Source organism: Mycobacterium riyadhense (genome assembly GCF_963853645.1).
In the GTDB taxonomy this organism is placed as follows: Bacteria; Actinomycetota; Actinomycetes; order Mycobacteriales; family Mycobacteriaceae; genus Mycobacterium; species Mycobacterium riyadhense.
Map to the genome: position 1 here is coordinate 2,239,552 of NZ_OY970456.1, position 19,884 is coordinate 2,259,435.

Sequence of the window (19,884 nt, forward strand, 5' to 3'; positions counted from 1 at the left end):
CTACGGAAGGCGAAGTTTCGGGTTCCGAAGTAATTTCCGAGGAGTTAGTGATGGCCAAGTTGACGGATGAGTTTGTCCCCACCACGTTGGGTCGCCTGCACGTGCTGCGGCGGGGGAGTGGACCGGCCACAATCCTTTGGCACAGCTTGTTCATCGACTCCCGTTCCTGGCTGCCAGTGATTGACGCGCTCGGCGAGCTGGCGTCCGATCGCACGGTGGTTGCGATCGACGGACCGTAGCACGGAATGAGTGACCCGACCACCCGCGACTTCACCTTCGACGAATGCGCTCAGGCCGCTGCCGACGTCTTAGATGGCATCGGCATCGGCGAGCCGGTCGACTGGGTCGGCAACGCCTGGGGCGGACATATCGGCATCCTGCTGGCCGCCACCCAACCGCACCGAATACGCACGCTGACCACGATCGGCACTCCGGTACCCGGGTTGACCATGCGATTCCGCGTGACGAAGGGCTGGCCGCTGGTAGCGCTTTACCGACTGGCCGGACCGACCCAATTTGTGTGCAGTCGGCTTTCCGATGCCCTGATGGGACAGGACGCCTCCGAAGAAGTCATCGACGCCTTCCGACAAGCCGACCGGCGCGGGATGTATCACGCGATGCGCTCGATGATGCTCAAGCGGCCGAGCCTGCAGGACCGGCTGCCGCACATCGGCGCCCCAACCTTGATGCTGGCCGCTCACGACGACGACGAAGGCTGGCCTCTGCACGAGGCCGAGGCTGCCTGCGCCACCATGCACAACGCGCGTGCGGACGCGGTGTTGGGTGGCGGTCGAGTGGCGCCACTGTTGGTGGACGCGAGAGTGGTCGCGCAAACTCTGGTCGACTTCTGGGCTGCACCGCGACATTGACACCAGGCACAAGACTCGCCGCTGGGGGTGTGCGTGGTTTGAGCCTGGGCGTGGGCGTCAGAGTTCGGCCAGAATCCCGGCCAAAACCTCCAGGCCTTCGAGAAGCAGTTCGTCACCGATCGTCAGCGGGGGCAGCAGCCGGATGATGTTGCCGAACATGCCGCACGTCAGCACGATGACGCCGGCGGCGTGAGCCGTATTCGCCAGCTTGAACGTCAGCTCGGGGTCGGGGTCGGCCGTTCCGGACTTCACCAGCTCGATGGCGATCATGGCGCCGCGGCCCCGCACGTCCCCAATGCGGTCGTCGGTGGCCTGCAGCCGCAGCAATGGTTCGGTCAGCAGTCGTTCGATCTGCAGCGCCCGCTCGACTAGACCGTCGCGTTCGATGGTTTCCAGGGCTGCGAGGGCGGCCGCACAGGCCACCGGGTTGCCGCCGAAAGTGCCGCCGAGGCCTCCGACGTGCGGGGCGTCCATAATCTCGGCCCGTCCGGTCACCGCAGAGAGCGGCAATCCGCCGGCGATGCCCTTAGCCGTGCAGATCAGGTCGGGCTCGATCCCTTCGTGGTCGCAGGCGAACATCGATCCGGTGCGGGCGAATCCGGTTTGCACCTCGTCGGCGATGAACACCACGTCGTTGTCGCGGCACCAGCGCAGCAGCGCGGGCAGGAAACCTTGGGCCGGAACGATGAAACCGCCTTCGCCCTGGATCGGCTCGATGATCACGGCGGCGAGGTTTTGCGCGCCTACTTGCTTCTCGATCACGCTGATGGCACGCGCCGCGGCCAGCTCGCCGTCGGTGGCCAGGTCTTTGTCGAGGAAGCCGTCGCGATACGGGTAGGACAGCGGCGCCCGGTAAATCTCCGGGGCGAACGGACCGAAGCCGCTCTTGTAAGGCATGGACTTCGCGGTGAGCGCCATCGTCAGGTTGGTGCGGCCGTGGTATGCGTGGTCGAACGCGACGACGGCGGCCTTGCGGGTGTATGAGCGCGCGACCTTGATAGAGCTCTCGACCGCCTCGGCACCGGAGTTGAACAGCACGGAACGCTTCTCGCCGGAGCCGGGGGTGATCCGATTGAGGTGTTCGGCGACGGCGACATACGGCTCGTAGGGATTCACCATGAAGCAGGTGTGGGTGAATTCGGCGACCTGGGCGCGCACCGCGTCCACCACACGCGGTGCCGAGTTGCCGATGGTGGTAACCGCGATGCCGGACCCCAGGTCGATCAGCCGGTTCCCATCGACGTCTTCGACGATGCCGCCGCCGGCGCGGGCTACGAACACCGGCATGGTGACCCCAACGCCGTGGGACACCGCCGCCGCCCGGCGCTTGTTCAGCTCCACCGACGCGGGACCCGGGATTTCTGTGACCAGGTGGCGACTCTGTTCGAGGCTGGCCACCGATCCTCCTTCCGCTCCGCAGCGGTCACGTCGCGGATAAAGCGTAGCCGGTCGGTTTGCCAGTCGCGGTGCTGGCAGACTGGACCGTTACGAGCAGCGCGATACCGATACGTATGACACACGAAAGACAGTGGTGATGGAGAGCTTCGTCTTGTTCTTGCCGTTCCTGCTCATCATGGGTGGGTTCATGTACTTCGCGTCGCGGCGCCAGCGGCGCGCGATGCAAGCGACGATCGACCTGCACGACTCGCTGCAGCCGGGCGACCAGGTGCACACCACTTCGGGTCTGGAAGCCACCGTGGTCGGTATCGCTGAAGACACCGTCGACCTCGAGATCGCACCGGGCGTCGTAACCACGTGGATGAAGCTGGCGGTACGCGACCGGATCGCTCCGGATGAAGACGAGGATCTGGATGCCGATCTCGACGAGGAGGACGAAGACAGCGACGACGAGAGCCGCGCGACCAAAGATTCCTGACACTAGGCTCTGTCGGGGGCTTCTCGGCGACCTCTGTCGGCAGCACGAACCGATTTTCAAGGAGATATAAGGAACGTGGCATCGTCTTCGGCGCCGGTGCAACCTGCCCGCTACCTGTCGGTGTTCCTGCTCATGCTCGTCGGCGTCTACCTGCTGGTGTTTCTCACCGGGGACAAGAAGGCCGCCCCCAAACTGGGTATCGACCTGCAGGGCGGCACCCGCGTGACGCTGACCGCGCGTACTCCGGACGGCTCGCGGCCAAGCCGCGAGGCGTTGGCGCAAGCACAACAGATCATCAACGCGCGCGTCAACGGGCTGGGGGTTTCGGGTTCCGAGGTCGTCGTGGATGGCGACAACCTGGTCATCACGGTTCCCGGAAGCAGCGGCAATGAGGCCCGCAACCTGGGACAAACCGCACGCCTGTACATCCGGCCGGTACTCAACTCGATGCCGGCGCAGCCCGCCCAGGAGGAACCGAAGCCCACGCCCCAGCCGCCCGCCGAAACACCACCTGGCGCCCCGCCGCCCGCGGGTCCTCCCGGCGCCGAACCGGGCGCGCTGGCGCCTGGCAAGCCGGGCGCCCAACCGCGGCCCTACCCGCAGGAACCCGCGCCGTCACCAAGCCCAGCACCCAGTCCAGCGCCCGCGCCGGCTCCGACGGGGGCGCCGTCGCCAGAGACGCCGCCCACCGAGCAGCCCGCGCCGCCCGACCCGCGCAAGGATCTCGCCGAGCGGATCGCGCAGGAGAAGAAGTGGCGGCAGAGCACCAGCCAGTACATCCAGATGGTGGCCCTGCAATTCGAGGCCACCCGATGCGACAAAGACGACATCCTGGCCGGCAACGACGACCCGAAGCTGCCCCTGGTGACCTGCTCCACCGACCACAAGACCGCCTACCTGCTGGCGCCGTCAATCATCAGCGGTGACCAGATTCAAGACGCCACTTCGGGTATGGATCAGCGCGGCATCGGCTACATCGTCGACCTGCAGTTCAAGAGCGGAGCGGCAACCGTGTGGGCCGACTACACCGCCGCCCACGTCGGCACCCAAACGGCGTTCACGCTGGACTCGCAGATCGTCAGCGCACCCGTCATCAACGAAGCTATCCCCGGCGGGCGGACCCAGATCAGCGGTGGCGACCCGCCGTTCACGGCGGCAACCGCACGCCAGCTCGCCAACGTCCTGAAATACGGGTCGCTGCCGCTGTCCTTCGAATCATCGGAAGCCCAAACTGTTTCGGCGACTTTGGGTTTGACCTCGCTACGGGCCGGGTTGATCGCCGGGTCCATCGGTCTGGCCCTGGTGCTGGTGTATTCGTTGCTGTACTACCGGGTGCTGGGACTGCTCACGGCGTTGTCGTTAGTCGCTTCCGGCGCAATGGTTTTCGCGATCCTGGTGCTGCTGGGACGATATATCAACTACACCCTGGACCTGGCGGGTATCGCGGGTCTAATCATCGGTATCGGCACCACCGCCGACTCGTTCGTGGTGTTCTTCGAACGCATCAAAGACGAGATCCGCGAAGGCCGTTCGTTCCGTTCGGCGGTGCCGCGCGGGTGGGTACGGGCGCGCAAGACGATCGTGTCGGGTAACGCCGTCACCTTCCTGGCCGCTGCTGTGCTGTACTTCCTGGCGATCGGCCAGGTGAAGGGTTTTGCGTTCACCTTGGGGCTGACCACGATCCTGGACCTCGTGGTGGTGTTCCTGGTGACGTGGCCGCTGGTATACCTGGCGTCCAAGTCTGCGAGGCTCGCGAAGCCGGCCTACAACGGCCTGGGAGCTGTTCAGCAAGTAGCACGCGAACGCCGCGCCGTGGCTCGTGCGGGGGCAGCAAAGACGGGACAGGGATAACGCGATGGCGTCGAAGGCTAAAACCGACAAAGCCACCCAGGCGGTCGAACCGACCGAAACCGCGGTGCAGCTGACCGACAGCGACACCTCCACGGACACCGCCGTGACGCTGCCGCACCACAGCTTCCTCTCGCGGCTCTACACCGGCACGGGCGCGTTCGAGGTGGTGGGGCGTCGCAAGCTCTGGTTCGGCATCAGCGGTGCGATCATCGCGATCGCCATCCTGTCGATCGTCATTCGCGGCTTCAGCTTCGGGATCGACTTCAAGGGCGGCACTACGGTGCAGTTCCCGCACGGCGATATTGGGGTCGCGCAGGTCGAAGACGTTTTCAAGAAGACCATCGGCAGCGAACCCGAATCGGTGGTCATCGTCGGTGCGGGCGCCTCGTCAACGGTGCAGATTCGTTCGGAAACCCTGTCCAACGACGAGACGGCGAAACTGCGCAACGCCTTGTTCGACGCGTTTCAGCCCAAAGGCACTGACGGCAAGCCCAGCAAGCAGGCCATCAGCGATTCGGCGGTTTCGGAGACCTGGGGCGGCCAGATCACCAAGAAGGCGGTCATCGCGCTGGTGGTGTTCCTGGTGCTTGTCGCGCTCTACATCACCGTGCGCTACGAGCGGTATATGACCATGGCCGCGCTCGCGGCCATGGTCTTCGATCTGACGGTCACCGCGGGCGTGTATTCGCTGGTGGGCTTCGAGGTCTCCCCGGCCACGGTCATCGGATTGCTGACCATCCTCGGTTTCTCCCTTTACGACACCGTGATCGTCTTCGACAAGGTCGAGGAGAACACCAACGGCTTCCAGCACACCACCCGGCGCACCTTCGCCGAGTGGGCCAACCTGGCGGTCAACCAGACGTTCATGCGCTCCATCAACACCAGCCTGATCTCGGTGCTGCCGGTGCTGTCGCTGATGGTGGTTGCGGTGTGGCTGCTGGGCGTGGGCACCCTGAAGGACTTGGCCCTGGTGCAGTTGATCGGCATCATCGTGGGCACCTATTCATCGATCTTCTTCGCGACGCCGCTACTGGTCACGCTGCGGGAGCGCACGGATCTGGTACGCGCGCATAACCGCCGGGTAGTCAGGCGGCGCAAGACGGGTTCGTCGGCCTCCGATGCCACCACCGAGGAGCCGGAGGCCGCCGCCGGGGCGGCCCCCCAGACCGAAACGCCGCCCAGCAAGCCGGCGGCGACGAACAAGCCCGCGCCGGGTGCGCGGCCGGTGCGACCCACCGGCACCCGCCGTCCGACCGGCAAACGAAACGCCGGCCGCCGGTAGTCGCGATGGCCACCCGGTGTCGGTTGCGGGGTGCCCCGCAAGCCCTGGCGGGTGTTGGTCTGGCGGCGACGCTGGCGGTATCCATGCTGACCGCATGTTCGGGTAGCGCCGCGGGCCAGATCGACTACGTGGTCGACGGCACGTTGTCCACTTACAACACCAACACCGTCATCGGGGCCGCATCTGCCGGAGCGCAGGCATTTGCGCGCACGCTCAGCGGGTTCGGTTACCACGGACCAGATGGCCAGGTGGTCGCCGACCACGATTTCGGAACCATCTCGGTGGTGGGCGGGGCGCCCTTGGTGCTCGACTATCAAATCGCCGACAACGCAATTTATTCCGACGGCAAGCAGGTGACCTGCGACGACCTGGTGCTAACCTGGGCCGCCCAGTCCGGGCGCTTTCCCGGCTTCGACGCCGCGACACAGGCCGGCTACATCGACATCGCCAACATCGAATGCATGCCGGGGCAGAAGAAGGCCCGAGTGTCGTTCATCCCGGACCGCAGCGTCGTCGACTACACCCAATTGTTCACCGCGACATCGCTGATGCCGTCGCACGTGATCGCAGACACGCTGGGCATCGATGTCACCACGGCGCTGCTGACCAACAAGGCGCCCTTGGTGGAACAGATTGCGCGACTGTGGAATACCACCTGGGACCTCAAGCCGGGCCTCAAACCCGACGAAGTCCGCAAACGCTTTCCCTCGTCGGGCCCGTACCGGATCGACTCCGTGTTGGACGGAGGTGCGGTGGTGCTCGTCGCCAACGACCGTTGGTGGGGCGCAAGGGCGATCACCAAACGGATCACCGTATGGCCGCAGGGAGCCGATATCCAAGATCGGGTCAACAACCGCAAAGTGGACGTGGTCGACGTCGCCGCGGGGTCGTCGGGGGCGCTGGCCACGCCGGATAACTATCAGCGCAGTGACTCGCCCTCGGCGGGAATCGAGCAGCTGATCTTCGCTCCGCGGGGACCGCTGGCCGATGTCCGCAACCGCCGCGCGCTCGCGCTGTGCACGCCACGGGACGCGATCGCGCGGGACGCCGGGGTGGCAATCGCCAACTCGCGGTTGAGCCCGGCCACCGAGGACGCCGTCGCCTCCGCGGACGGCGTGACCGAGGCCGGTCCATTCAACAAGGCCGATCCGGCCGCCGCCCGCGATGCACTGGGCGGCGCGCCCCTGACGGTGCGCATGGGCTACCGGGGGCCCAACGCGCGCTTGGCGGCCACCATCGGGGCCATCGCCAAGTCGTGCGCCCCGGCCGGAATCACCGTTTCCGATGTGACTCTGGATACATCGGGACCCCAGGCGATCAGGGACGGCAAGATCGACGTCCTGATTGCCAGCACCGGCGGAGCCGCCGGTAGCGGATCCACCGGATCGTCGGCGATGGATGCCTATGACCTGCACAGCGGCAACGGAAACAACCTGTCGGGCTATGCGAACCCTCAGGTGGACAGCATCATTGGCGCGCTGGCGGTGTCCGCCGACCCCGCTGAGCGTGTCAGGTTGCTTGCCGATGCCGCGCCGGTACTCTGGGCGGAGATGCCAACGTTGCCGTTGTACCGGCAGCAGCGGACGTTGCTGACGTCGAAAAAGATGTATGCCGTGAGCAGGAACCCGACTCGTTGGGGAGCGGGTTGGAACATGGACCGATGGGCGCTAATGCAATGAGGTTGCAGTGACAACAGTCAGGGGGAGCGCCCCCGTTGCCGACGTGATCGCGTCGCTGACCCGGGATGTCGCCGATTTCCCCAAGCCCGGTATCCAGTTCAAAGACCTCACCCCGCTGTTCGCCGACCGCGAAGCGATGTCGGCGGTAATCGACGCGCTGGCCGACGTCGCATCCGGTGCCGATCTGGTAGCCGGCATCGACTCTCGCGGTCTGTTGGTGGCGGCGGCCATTGCCGCGCGGCTCGGCACCGGCATGGTGGCCATCCGCAAGAGCGGCAAGCTGCCTCCGCCGGTGCTCAGCGAGGACTACGACATGGAATATGGCTCCGCCACCATGGAGATTCCCGCAGACAGTCTCGAGTTGCGCGACCGCAGGGTCGTGATCGTTGACGACGTGTTAGCCACCGGAGGCACTCTCGGCGCCGCCACCAGGTTGTTGGAACGCACCGGTGCCAACGTGACCGCCGCAGCCGTGATCATGGAATTCACCGCGCTGGGTGGTCGCGAGGCAATCGCGCCGCTGCCGCTGCACAGCCTGAGCAAGGTCTAGCTCGCGGGCTTTCGCGATATCCTCGAGGCCGGAGGTGACGAGCGTGGCGGATGATCAGAGTTCGACGCAAGCCGTTGCGCCGCCACCTAGTGAAGCCGCCCCAGTGCCCGTCGAGCCGGTTATCGAAACGCCCGAGCCGCCGGTAGAGACCCTCAAGACCACCAGCAGCGCGTCTCGCCGCGTCCGGGCCCGGCTGGCCCGGCGGATGACCGCCCGGAGCGGAGCCATCAATCCGGTGCTCGAGCCGCTGGTGGCGGTGCACCGGGAGATCTATCCCAAGGCCGACCTTTCGATGGTGCAGCGCGCCTTCGAGGTCGCCGACCAACGGCACGCCAGCCAATTGCGACACTCCGGTGACCCCTACATCACCCATCCGCTGGCGGTGGCCAACATTCTCGCCGAGTTGGGCATGGACACTACGACTTTGGTGGCCGCGTTGCTGCACGACACGGTCGAGGACACCGGTTACACGCTGGAGGCGTTGTCCGAGGAATTCGGCGAGGAAGTCGGCCATCTCGTCGACGGGGTGACCAAGCTGGACCGAGTGGTGCTGGGCAGCGCCGCCGAGGGCGAGACGATCCGCAAGATGATCACCGCGATGGCCCGCGATCCACGAGTGCTGGTGATCAAGGTGGCCGACCGACTGCACAACATGCGCACCATGCGCTTCCTGCCGCCGGAGAAGCAGGCCCGCAAGGCCCGCGAGACGTTGGAAGTCATTGCGCCCCTTGCGCATCGGCTGGGCATGGCCAGCGTCAAGTGGGAGCTGGAAGACCTGTCGTTCGCGATCCTGCACCCCAAGAAGTATGAGGAGATCGTGCGCCTGGTCGCCGGCCGCGCGCCGTCCCGCGACACCTATCTGGCCAAGGTCCGCGCCGAGATCATTGCCACCCTGAGCGCGTCGAAAATCAAAGCGACCGTGGAGGGTCGGCCCAAGCACTACTGGTCGATCTATCAGAAGATGATCGTCAAGGGGCGCGATTTCGACGACATCCACGACCTGGTCGGCATTCGCATCCTGTGCGACGAGATCCGGGACTGCTATGCCGCTGTAGGGGTGGTGCATTCGCTGTGGCAGCCGATGGCCGGGCGGTTCAAGGACTACATCGCCCAGCCCAGATACGGTGTGTACCAGTCACTGCACACCACGGTGGTGGGGCCGGAGGGCAAGCCGCTGGAGGTGCAGATCCGTACCCGGGACATGCACCGCACCGCGGAATACGGCATCGCCGCGCACTGGCGCTACAAAGAAGCCAAGGGCCGCAACGGCGTTCTGCATCCGCATGCCGCCGCCGAGATCGACGACATGGCGTGGATGCGTCAGCTGCTCGACTGGCAACGGGAGGCCGCCGACCCCGGCGAGTTCCTGGAATCGTTGCGTTACGACCTCGCAGTGCAAGAGATTTTCGTGTTCACGCCCAAGGGTGACGTGATCACGCTGCCGACAGGTTCGACGCCGGTGGACTTCGCCTACGCGGTGCACACCGAAGTCGGCCACCGCTGCATCGGCGCCAGGGTCAACGGGCGTCTGGTGGCGCTGGAACGCAAGCTCGAAAACGGGGAAGTTGTCGAGGTTTTCACCTCCAAGGCGCCCAATGCCGGGCCGTCCCGCGACTGGCAGCAGTTCGTGGTGTCGCCGCGGGCCAAGACGAAGATCCGGCAGTGGTTCGCCAAGGAGCGGCGTGAGGAGGCGCTGGAGACCGGCAAGGACGCGATGGCCCGCGAAGTCCGGCGCGGCGGACTTCCGTTGCAGCGCTTGGTGAATGGCGAATCCATGGCGGCGGTGGCCCGCGAGCTGCACTACGCCGACGTGTCTGCGCTGTACACCGCGATCGGTGAGGGCCATGTTTCCGCCCGTCATGCCGTGCAGCGGCTGCTGGCCGAACTCGGTGGCATCGACCAGGCCGAGGAGGAACTCGCCGAGCGGTCCACGCCGACGACGATGCTGCGCCGCACCCGCAGCACCGACGACGTCGGGGTGTCGGTCCCCGGCGCCCCTGGCGTGCTGACCAAGCTGGCCAAGTGCTGCACGCCGGTGCCCGGCGACGCGATCATGGGGTTCGTCACCCGCGGCGGCGGGGTCAGTGTGCACCGCACCGACTGCACCAACGCCGCCTCCCTGCAGCAGCAGGCCGAGCGCATCATCGAGGTGCTGTGGGCGCCGTCGCCGTCGTCGGTGTTCCTGGTGGCGATCCAGGTGGAGGCGCTGGACCGACACCGGCTGCTGTCGGACGTGACGCGGGTGCTGGCCGACGAGAAGGTCAACATCCTGTCCGCATCCGTCACCACCTCGGGGGACCGGGTGGCGATCAGCCGGTTCACCTTCGAGATGGGTGACCCCAAGCACCTGGGGCATCTGCTCAACGTGGTGCGCAACGTCGAAGGCGTCTACGACGTCTACCGCGTGACGTCGGCGGCATAACGTTCCCGACTTTCCCGGCGAGCAGACGCGAAAGTCCCCATTTTCGTGCCGAAAATGGGGCTTTCGCGTCTGCTCGGCCGGGCCTACGAGGCGCCGATTCCGCCAGTTCCGGCGGTGCCGCCGGTGCCGCCAAAGATGCCGTCGGGGGGGCCGCCGCTGCCACCGCCGCCGCCGATGCCACCGGGGATGATCAGGTCCCCGGAGAATTTGGTGCCGCCGTCTCCGCCGCTGCCACCGGTGCCTCCGGTGCCGCCGGGGCCGCCGAAAGGCGGTACGTTGGCGCCGATGCCTCCGGTGCCTCCGGTGCCGCCATTGCCTCCGTTGCCGCCGCCGGCGTTTCCGCCGCCGCCGTCACCGCCGACGCCGCCCAGGCCGCCTTTACCCCCACCCGATAGGGGGTTGGCACCGCCGGTGCCCCCGGCACCGCCGTTGCCGCCGTTGCCGCCCTTGCCGAAGCCGCCGTAGCCGCCTTGGCCGCCGGGACCGCCCCAGCCGCCGTCGCCGCCAGTTACGTTGATGGCCGAGGTGCCGCCGGCACCGCCGTTGCCGCCGTTGCCGCCAGTGCTGCCCCAGCCGCCGGCGCCGGCGGCCCCGCCGGTGCCGCCAGTCGGGTATTCGATGATCGCCTTGCCGCCGTTGCCGCCGTGGCCGCCGTTGCCGCCGACGCCGCTGGATGCGCTGGCGCCGGTAGCGCCGGTGGTGGAGCCGGCGCCGCCCGCGCCGCCATCACCGCCCCAGCCGGCCCAGCCGCCGTCGCCGCCGAAGCCGCCCCGACCAGGGGGCTGATTCGGGTGAGCGGCGCCGCCATGGCCGCCGTGGCCGCCGTCGCCGCCGTTGCCGCCGACTCCACCAGTGCCGCCGTCCCCACCAGCGCCTTGACCGCCGGCCTTGCCCGCCGGCGCGGCGCCGCCGGCCCCACCGGCGCCGCCGGTGCCGCCGGTCCCGCCCTTGCCACCGTCCTCGCCGCGCTGGGCGTCGCCGCCGTCGCCAACGCCAGGCGACGCCCCGTTGCCGCCGTTGGCACCGGTGGCGCCCTTGCCGCCGGTGCCGCCGGTGCCGCCGGCCCCGCCGTCCCCACCGTCGCCGGCGAAGATTCCGCCCGTGCCGCCGGTCCCGCCGACCCCACCTTGTCCGCCGGTGTCGGCGGGCGTGGTAGGTGAAGCTGGGGTGGCGCCGGTGCCGCCGGTGCCGCCGGTGCCGCCCTTGCCGCCGTTGCCAACCCAGCCGCCGTCTCCGCCGTTGCCGCCAGCCCCACCGGTGCCGCTCGCGGTGGCGGCGTCAGCGCCCTTGCCACCGTTGCCGCCGTTGCCGCCGGAGCCGACGATGTCGCCGGCCGCGCCGGTCGCGCCGGTGCTAGACCCGCCGCCGCCGAGCCCGCCGGCGCCACCCGTGCCCGGGTTGCCGCCGCTGCCTCCGTTGCCGCCGGCGCCATCGTTGAGACTCATCGTTCCGGTTGCGCCGTTGCCGCCGTTGCCGGCGACTCCGCCGGTTCCGCCTTTGCCACCGGCCCCGCCGGCGCCGTCACTAGCTTGCACGCCGGCGCCAGCCTTCGAAAAACCGCCGGCCCCACCGTTGCCGCCGGTCCCGCCCGGGCCGCCTTCGCCGCCGTCGCCGCCGGCGTGGCCGTCGGCGCCCAGCGTCGAGGCGGGGGCGCCGTCGGCGCCTTTGCCGCCAGTGCCGCCGATGCCGCCGGTGCCGCCCGTCCCGCCCACCCCGCCGTTGCCGGCCAGGGCTCCGCCCGACCCACCGGCCCCGCCGTTACCGCCGGGAGCGCCGATGTCGCCGACCTGACCGGGCGCGCCCGGTTGGTCACCGGCCTCGCCTGTGACGCCGGTGCTGCCAGTTCCGCCCATACCACCGGCGCCGCCGTTGCCGACCAGGCCGCCGTTGCCGCCCTTGCCGCCGTCCCCGCCTTCCTGCTCGTCGAAGAAGCCGTCGCCGCCCTTGCCGCCGTCGCCGCCATTGCCGCCGCTGATCGGGGTGTCTCCGGCGGCGCCGGTCGCGCCGGTGCTGGAGCCGGAACCTCCGACGCCACCGGCGCCACCCTTACCGGGGTTGCCGCCATTGCCGCCGTCACCGCCGACGCCGCCGAGGATATTGTCGCCGCCTCGGCCGCCGTCACCGCCGACGCCACCGGCCCCGCCATCACCGCCGTCGCCGCCGGCGCCTTGGCTGCCGGCCTTGCCCGCTGACGCGGCGCCGCCGGCCCCGCCGTTACCGCCCTTACCGCCGGCCCCACCGTCCCGACCGTCGCCGCCGTCGCCGCCGTTGCCACCGAGGAAGCCGTTAGTGCCGGTGGTTCCCTTATCGCCCGGCCCGCCTTCGCCGCCGGTGCCGCCGGCGCCGCCGGCCCCTCCGTTGCCGGCCTGGGCTCCGCCGGACCCGCCAGCGCCGCCGGCTCCACCCGCTCCGCCGTCCTGGCCGGCCTTGCCGAATGTGCCAGCCGAGCCGAGGCCGCCGTCGCCGCCTTCGCCGCCGGCGCCGCCGTTGCCGACCAGACCGCCGTTGCCGCCGTTGCCGCCGGCCCCACCGTCGCGGCCCAACCAGATGCCGGGGTTGCCTTCGGCGCCGTTGCCGCCGTTGCCGCCGCTGTTGGGTGTGTTGCCGGTCGCACCGGTCGCGCCGGTGATCAAGCCGGCACCGCCGACCCCGCCGGCCCCACCCGCGCCGGGGTTCCCGCCGTTGCCGCCATCGCCACCGTTACCGCCAACAGCTGCCGATATCGCGCCGTTGCCGCCGTCGCCGGGGGCTCCGGCGGCCCCGCCCGCTCCACCAACCCCACCGATGCCGAACAGTCCGCCGGCCCCGCCGTTGCCACCGGTCCCGCCCGCACCGCCGTTCCCGCCGTCGCCGCCGGCCGCGCCGCTGAGGAAGGCAGCGTCCAGGCCGTGTGCACCGGCCCCGCCAACTCCGCCCAAGCCGCCGGCCCCGCCGCCGCCGGTTAGCAGGCCGGCGGCGCCGCCGTTGCCGCCGGCGCCGCCGGCTCCGCCGTGGCCCCCGCCCGCGGCACCGGCGAGGCCGTTGCCCCCGGCCCCGCCGAGTCCGCCGTTACCAATCAATCCCACGGCTCCGCCGTGGCCACCAACGCCGCCAGCCCCGCCCGCGGCGCCGGACGATCCGCCGCTGCCGCCGTTACCTCCTTGACCCAATACCAACCCGCCGTGGCCGCCTCCACCGCCGGCCCCGCCGTTGCCGCCGGCGCCCCCGGCCCCACCAGCCCCACCTTTGCCCCAGAGCCCGGCATCACCACCGGGCCCGCCGGCGCCGCCGGTCGCTCCGCCGTTGCCGCCGTCACCCCCGTTGCCCCCGTTTCCGAACACCCCGCCGGTGCCGGCCGCGCCACCCGCCCCGCCGCCGACGCCGGCGCCACCGGCTCCGCCGTTGCCCCAGAGCCAGGCGCGACCCCCGATGCCGCCGGCGCCGCCGGCCGCCCCGTCGCCGCCGTTACCCCCGCTGCCGAACAACAACCCGCCGCTGCCACCCGCACCACCGGCCGCACCCGCTCCACCCGCACCGCCCCGGCCGCCGGTCCCGATCAGGCCCGCAGCGCCGCCGGCGCCGCCGGTCACCCCCGGATTGATACCGGCCATTCCATTGCCACCATTGCCGTACAGCAACCCGCCGGCCCCGCCGGCCTGCCCGGGCGAGGTTCCGTCAGCGCCGTTGCCGATCAGCGGTCGGCCAAACAACGTCAACGTGGGCGCGTTGACCGCATTCAGTAGCACCTGTTCTGCATTGGCCGCTTCGGCCTGGCCATAGGCACCCGCGCTGTCGGTCAAGGTCCGCACAAACTCGTCGTGATAGGCAGCCGCCCGGGTGCTGAGCAGCTGGTACTCCCAGGCGTGCGCCTCAAACAGTGCCGCGATGGTGGTCGACACCTCGTCGGCGGCCGCCGGCAGCAAGCCTGCGGTGCGGGTGGCTGCCGCGGCATTCGCCGCATTCATCGTCGAACCGATTCCTGCAACATCCGTTGCCGCCGCCACCAGCAGCTCGGGTACCACGTTCAGCAATGACACCAGCCACCTGCCGTTTCGTGCCGACGCTGTGTGCGATGGCGAGGAAGTCGAGGGTCCGTGCCAGTAAAGGCGAGGGTCCGTGCCAGTAAAGGTAGGTATTGGGAGCCTGCGACGGGCGCGGAATGCCCAACTTTCCCGGCGAGCAGACGCGAAAGCCGCCATTTTCGTGCCGAAAAGGGGGCTTTCGCGTCTGCTCGGCCGAACTCAGTCGAGCAGCACCGACTTGATGATGACTTCGGCGGCGGGTGGGCCGTCCTCGCCGCCGCCGGCGACGCCCGCCTGGGCGATCTTGTCCAGGGTGGCCAAACCGTCGGCCTGGATGGTGCCGAACACCGTGTACTGCGGCGGCAGCTGCGAGTCCCGGTAGACCATGAAGAACTGGCTGCTATTGGTGTTCGGCCCGGCGTTGGCCATCGCCAGTGTGCCGCGCGGATACAGGACCGGCTCGTTCAGCTTGGGATCGTTGGGCGGGTACTGATCGGTCGGGTACTCGTTGGCGAACTGGTAGCCGGGGCCGCCGGTGCCGTCGCCCTTGGGGTCGCCACATTGCAATACCGCCAGCGTGGGCGAGGTGGTCAGCCGGTGACATTTGGTGTCGTTGAAAAACCCTTGGTTCGCCAGGCTGGCGAAACTGTTTACCGTGCAAGGAGATTCGTTGTTGGCCAGCATGATGCCGACCTTGCCCTGGTTGGTCACCATGCTGACGCTCACCTGAGCGGGTTCGGTAGGCACCTTGCCGGTCCGCGGCGGCTTGACCGGTTTGACGGCCTTGTCCGGCGACGGCGGGTATTGGCAGTTGGCGCCCACGTTGGCCGACGGCTGGAAGGGCGGCATCGGCTGAACGGGCGGGGTTTGCGGGGGAGTGGTCGAGGCCGAGCTGCTGGGGGACGCCGCGGGCTTGTTCTTGTGGTCGTCCTTGTTGATGACCACGGTGACCACCACCGCGACGATCACGGCTACGGCAGCGACCGCGCCGCCGACGATCGTCAAGATGCGACGACGTTTGGCTTGCTTGGCGCGGCGCTCCAGTTGCCGCTCGAGTTTGCGTTTGGCTGTGGCACGTCGCTGAGCATTGGTCGGCACGGCCGATATCTTCCCATGGCCGCCCGGTGCGGCGAGCCGGGTGGGCAGCTGGGAAACTGGGAACCGTGTTGATCACCGGATTTCCCGCCGGGTTGCTGCAGTGCAACTGCTATGTGCTCGCCGAACGGCCTGGCAGCGACGCCATCATCGTCGACCCGGGCCAGCGTGCGATGGGCCCGCTGCGACAGATCTTGGACAAGAACCGGCTGACTCCGGCGGCGGTGCTGATCACGCATGGGCACATCGACCACATGTGGTCGGCGCAGAAGGTCTCGGACACCTTCGGCTGCCCCACCTACATCCATCCCGAGGATCGGTTCATGCTGAAAGACCCGATCTACGGCATGGGCCCGCGAGTGGCGCAGCTGGTCGCGGGCGCGTTCTTCCGCGAGCCCAAACAGGTCGTCGAGCTGGATCGTGACGGCGACAAGATCGACCTCGGCGGCATTTCCGTCAACGTCGACCACACACCGGGACACACGCGCGGGTCGGTGTGCTTCCGGATTCTTCAGGCCGCCAAGAACGACGCCGACGTCGTGTTCTCCGGTGACACCCTGTTCGAGCGCTCGATTGGCCGTTCCGACCTTTTCGGCGGCAGCGGCCGGGATCTGCTGCGCTCTATCGTCGATAAATTGTTGGTGCTCGACGACAAGACCGTGGTACTACCCGGGCATGGCGACTCCACCACCATCGGCGCCGAACGCCGGTTCAACCCGTTCCTCGAGGGCTTGAGCCCGTGACGCAGTTCAGCGCACCCAAGGGCGTCCCGGACTACGTGCCGCCCGACTCGGAGCAGTTTGTTGCGGTGCGTGACGGGCTGCTCGGGGCGGCCCGCCGGGCCGGTTATGGCCAGATCGAGCTGCCCATCTTCGAGGACACCGCCCTGTTCGCCCGCGGCGTGGGCGAATCCACCGACGTGGTGTCCAAGGAGATGTACACGTTCACCGACCGCGGTGACCGCTCGGTGACGCTTCGTCCCGAGGGCACCGCCGGGGTGGTGCGCGCGGTGATCGAGCATGGCCTGGACCGCGGCGCGCTGCCGGTGAAGCTGTGCTATTCGGGCCCGTTTTTCCGCTACGAGCGCCCGCAGGCCGGTCGGTATCGCCAGTTGCAGCAGGTCGGTGTCGAGGCAATCGGCGTGGACGACCCGGCGCTGGACGCCGAGGTGATCGCCGTCGCCGACGCCGGATTTCGGTCTTTGGGGCTCAACGGGTTTCGTTTGGAAATCACCTCGCTAGGCGACGACAGCTGCCGGCCGCAGTATCGGGAACTGTTGCAGGAGTTCCTATTTGGGCTCTCGCTTGATGACGAGACGCGGCGGCGCGCGGAGATCAACCCGCTGCGGGTGCTTGACGACAAGCGCTCGGAGGTGCGCGCGCTGACGGCCGAAGCGCCGGTATTGCTGGATCACCTCTCCGATAGCGCCAAGCAGCATTTCGACACGGTGCTGGCCCACCTGGATGCACTCGGGGTGCCGTATGTAATCAACCCGCGGATGGTGCGCGGACTTGATTACTACACCAAGACCACATTTGAGTTCGTGCACGACGGGTTGGGCGCGCAGTCGGGGATTGGCGGTGGCGGCCGGTACGACGGTCTGATGCGTCAGCTTGGCGGGCAAGACCTTTCAGGAATTGGGTTTGGGTTGGGAGTGGACCGAACCCTGCTCGCGCTGCGGGCCGAGGGCAAGAGCGTGGGGGAGACCACCCGCTGCGACGTGTTCGGGGTGCCGCTGAGCGAGGCGGCCAAGCTGCGGCTCGCGGTGCTGGCGGGGCAGCTGCGGGCCGCGGGTGTGCGGGTTGACCTCGCCTATGGTGACCGCGGGCTCAAAGGGGCGATGCGGGCCGCCGATCGATCCGGGGCCCGGCTGGCGCTGGTCGCGGGCGATCGCGACCTCGAGGCCGGCAGTGTTGGCGTCAAGAATCTCGCGACCGGCGAGCAGGTGTCGGTGGCGTTGGATTCGGTTGTTGCTGAGGTGCTTTCGCAACTGGGTCCGCCCCGTATTTGAACACGGAATGTCGCTCTTGGGGTTTGCACCAGCCGAAGACCGTGCCCCGCAAGGTCTTGTATATCAAGATGAAGTCCTGGGATTGGACGGCGATTGAGTCGGCCGCCGGCGATGGCAGGCCGGTAAGCACACAGGTGCCGCCCTTGCGCGTGAGCGTCAGTGCCGTCCCGACATCGGCCGCGCCGACCATGGCGGGGGGAGAGGACCGCAACGTCGGCCATCGCGTCAAGGGTCAGATCCCGCACCATTGCTAATGCGTCTGGTGCCGTTGCCGCGGTGCGGGTGGCGCCGAAGCCCTGCGCGGAGTATGTCCGGCGAACGCCCCAATCTTAGCTAGGTGCCCAAGGTTTCGACGGTCCACGGCCTGGCGAACGGTGCCGTAGGTCGGCATTCCGGGTGTGAGCGTCCCGGATCCTTTGTCGCACAGGTATTCCATCCCCGAGGCGCACCACCGGCACTGCCCGCAGGCCGCGACGAAGGACGCCACGACGTGATCGCCGGACGCGAAACGGCTGACCCCGGCCGACCTCGACCACGAGGCCGGAGCCCTGGTTTCCGCAGATCGTCGGTGACATCGCCCGCAGCCCGAGAGCATAGGCCATCTGCCGGCGGGTCCACGGACGGCCGTACCGGTAGAGGATCGCCGTGCGGCTTCTCATCGGTGCTTTGCCTGTTCGGGCATGGTCGCCGAATCGATGTCGCCGGAAACGGCCTAACACCTGTCGAGACAGGTGTACTGTCAGCCGATTGATGTGGCTTGACTTTCAACTGATTGGTGCGCTGAGCGCTTGGCGGAAGGACTGGCAATGTCGTATGTGGTAGCGGTTCCGGAGTGGGTGTCGGCGGCGGCGAGGGACGTGGCGGGCATCGGTTCGGCGCTGAATGCCGCCAACGCGGCCGCGGCGCTTCCGACTACCGAGGTGCTGGCCGCCGCCGCGGACGACGTGTCGGCGGCGGTGGCGTCGCTGTTCGCCGGGCACGCCGCCGAGTACCAAGCGCTGAGCAGCCAGGTGGAGGCGTTTCACCAACAGTTCGTGCGGTCGCTGACGGCGAGTGCAGCGTCGTATGCGGCCGCCGAGGGGGGCAACGCCGGCCCGCTGCAACAAGCGCTCGACCAGATCAATGCGGTCTCCCTGGCATTTACGCCGCGCCCAATTATCGGCGACGGCAGGGACGGCAAGCCCGGGACCGGCGAGGCCGGCGGCCCTGGTGGGTGGCTTATGGGCAACGGTGGGAACGGCGGGTCGGGCGGTCCCGGACAGAACGGCGGTGCCGGTGGTAGCGCCGGGACATTCGGCAACGGCGGCAAGGGCGGGGACGGCGGCGCCGCCGTGACCGCCAACTTCGCCCCCGCCGGTGGTCGCGGCGGCGACGGCGGGTTCTACTACGGCTCCGGCGGTGCCGGCGGGCGGGGCGGGGCCGGTGTGACGGGCGGCGTGGGTGGCGTCGGTGGCGCCGGCGGCGCGGCCCTGATCATCGGCGACGGCGGCAGCGGCGGTGACGGCGGGTCCGGCGCCATTCCCGGTGCCGGCGGGGCCGGTGGCGCCGGCGGGTCACTGTACGGTCATGCCGGTTCGAACGGGGCAACCGGCCCGGTGGTCACTGCTCCTGGCGATCCCGGCGACCCGGTCGATCCCGAGGATCCGGCCGGCCCGACCGAACCCGGCTAGAATGCGGTTGATGCCGCCCGGGACGGCGACATCGTTTCGTCGAACGGCGGAAGACTCACTAACAGCGCGCTTCATGAGATTTCGGGCATCGATGCCGGCATCAGAAATCCGAATGTTTATTGGGTCCGCAATGATTCGGGCGACTCGGAGCGTAACTTCGCGGTCGACGCCAAGACCGGCCAGATGCTGGGCACGTAATACTGAGCGGCGAACGGCCATCGATTGGGAGGGCATCGAGGTCACTCCCGGACTGGTGGCAAGTCCTGCAGCTAGGTCGGCGATATCGGCGACAACGGGCTCTTACGGAGCTCGGATACCGTCTACCGCGTGCCCGAGCCGGTTCTGAGGGGCACTGCGCGCAGTCCCGTGAAGGCACGCTGCGGGTCGCTCATGCTGTACCACACCAAACGATCGGCCTCTCCTGGGCAGCGAATTGTGTTGTACGCCAAGGACCGACGCTGGACAGTGCCCAATGCCGTTAAGTTTGGGGGAGGATGAGCCGGAGTTCCGGTGGTCCGTGATGGTTGATGTTGTTGTTGTGGTCGGGGGTTTTTCGTGGGAATTTTTCGGCAGGAGCG

General features: G+C 68.5%; 14 protein-coding genes and 2 pseudogenes. 12 read left to right on the top strand and 4 right to left on the bottom strand.

Going from position 1 to position 19,884, the window contains the following annotated elements; genetic code table 11:
• Positions 1-50 precede the first annotated feature (50 nt).
• Together AADZ78_RS10280 and AADZ78_RS10285 are read left to right on the top strand one after the other, a co-directional pair.
• Positions 51-239 carry an alpha/beta fold hydrolase gene (locus AADZ78_RS10280; protein ID WP_239656760.1) on the top strand — a complete coding sequence of 63 codons (189 nt, stop codon included), beginning with the start codon at positions 51-53 and terminating at the stop codon, positions 237-239.
• 6 nt (positions 240-245) lie between these two features.
• The gene (locus AADZ78_RS10285; protein WP_239656759.1) at positions 246-869 is read left to right on the top strand and encodes an alpha/beta fold hydrolase; all 624 of its coding nucleotides are present in this window, start codon (positions 246-248) and stop codon (positions 867-869) included.
• A gap of 57 nt (positions 870-926) precedes the next feature.
• Here AADZ78_RS10285 and gabT read toward each other — a convergent pair whose 3' ends face one another.
• Positions 927-2,267, bottom strand: coding sequence for a 4-aminobutyrate--2-oxoglutarate transaminase (gabT, locus tag AADZ78_RS10290; protein WP_085248870.1), 1,341 nt, complete (start codon positions 2,265-2,267; stop codon positions 927-929).
• 136 nt (positions 2,268-2,403) lie between these two features.
• Between gabT and yajC the strand changes: the two genes are divergently transcribed.
• The 6 genes from yajC (at position 2,404) to AADZ78_RS10320 (ending at position 10,529) form a co-directional block, all read left to right on the top strand.
• A complete protein-coding gene (gene yajC / locus AADZ78_RS10295; protein ID WP_085248871.1) occupies positions 2,404-2,745 on the top strand; it encodes a preprotein translocase subunit YajC in 342 nt (113 codons plus the stop codon).
• 75 nt (positions 2,746-2,820) lie between these two features.
• Complete coding sequence (gene secD, locus AADZ78_RS10300; protein ID WP_085248872.1) at positions 2,821-4,596, top strand: protein translocase subunit SecD; 1,776 nt, start codon at positions 2,821-2,823, stop codon at positions 4,594-4,596.
• Positions 4,597-4,600: 4 nt separating this feature from the next.
• A complete protein-coding gene (gene secF, locus AADZ78_RS10305) occupies positions 4,601-5,878 on the top strand; it encodes a protein translocase subunit SecF (protein WP_085248873.1) in 1,278 nt (425 codons plus the stop codon).
• Between the two features lie 5 nt (positions 5,879-5,883).
• Positions 5,884-7,557 carry an ABC transporter substrate-binding protein gene (locus AADZ78_RS10310; RefSeq protein WP_085248874.1) on the top strand — a complete coding sequence of 558 codons (1,674 nt, stop codon included), beginning with the start codon at positions 5,884-5,886 and terminating at the stop codon, positions 7,555-7,557.
• A 7-nt stretch (positions 7,558-7,564) separates the two neighbouring features.
• Entirely contained in the window at positions 7,565-8,107 is a 543-nt protein-coding gene (locus tag AADZ78_RS10315; protein WP_085248875.1) for an adenine phosphoribosyltransferase, read from the top strand.
• Between the two features lie 43 nt (positions 8,108-8,150).
• Positions 8,151-10,529 (top strand): RelA/SpoT family protein, encoded by a 2,379-nt coding sequence (locus AADZ78_RS10320; protein WP_085248904.1) that lies wholly within the window; start codon positions 8,151-8,153, stop codon positions 10,527-10,529.
• 83 nt (positions 10,530-10,612) lie between these two features.
• Here AADZ78_RS10320 and AADZ78_RS10325 read toward each other — a convergent pair whose 3' ends face one another.
• Complete coding sequence (locus AADZ78_RS10325; RefSeq protein ID WP_239656758.1) at positions 10,613-14,545, bottom strand: PE family protein; 3,933 nt, start codon at positions 14,543-14,545, stop codon at positions 10,613-10,615.
• 204 nt (positions 14,546-14,749) lie between these two features.
• Complete coding sequence (locus tag AADZ78_RS10330; protein WP_085248962.1) at positions 14,750-15,628, bottom strand: peptidylprolyl isomerase; 879 nt, start codon at positions 15,626-15,628, stop codon at positions 14,750-14,752.
• 65 nt (positions 15,629-15,693) lie between these two features.
• Between AADZ78_RS10330 and AADZ78_RS10335 the strand changes: the two genes are divergently transcribed.
• Together AADZ78_RS10335 and hisS are read left to right on the top strand one after the other, a co-directional pair.
• On the top strand, positions 15,694-16,368 hold the full coding sequence (locus tag AADZ78_RS10335; protein WP_085248984.1) for an MBL fold metallo-hydrolase: 675 nt from the start codon (positions 15,694-15,696) through the stop codon (positions 16,366-16,368).
• Positions 16,365-17,636, top strand: a complete 1,272-nt coding sequence (gene hisS, locus AADZ78_RS10340; protein WP_085248963.1) for a histidine--tRNA ligase — start codon at positions 16,365-16,367, stop codon at positions 17,634-17,636. Before AADZ78_RS10335 ends, hisS begins: the two co-directional genes overlap by 4 nt.
• 250 nt (positions 17,637-17,886) lie before the next feature.
• On the opposite strand, the gene AADZ78_RS10345 is transcribed toward hisS, so the two are convergent.
• Positions 17,887-18,231 (bottom strand): alcohol dehydrogenase catalytic domain-containing protein, encoded by a 345-nt coding sequence (locus AADZ78_RS10345; protein WP_239656757.1) that lies wholly within the window; start codon positions 18,229-18,231, stop codon positions 17,887-17,889.
• A 211-nt stretch (positions 18,232-18,442) separates the two neighbouring features.
• On the opposite strand from AADZ78_RS10345, the pseudogene AADZ78_RS10350 reads away from it, so the two are divergent.
• A pseudogene (locus AADZ78_RS10350) lies at positions 18,443-19,222 on the top strand (PE family protein); the annotation flags it as partial.
• 471 nt (positions 19,223-19,693) lie between these two features.
• Positions 19,694-19,780, top strand: a pseudogene (locus tag AADZ78_RS10355) (hypothetical protein); the annotation flags it as partial.
• Positions 19,781-19,884: the final 104 nt, after the last annotated feature.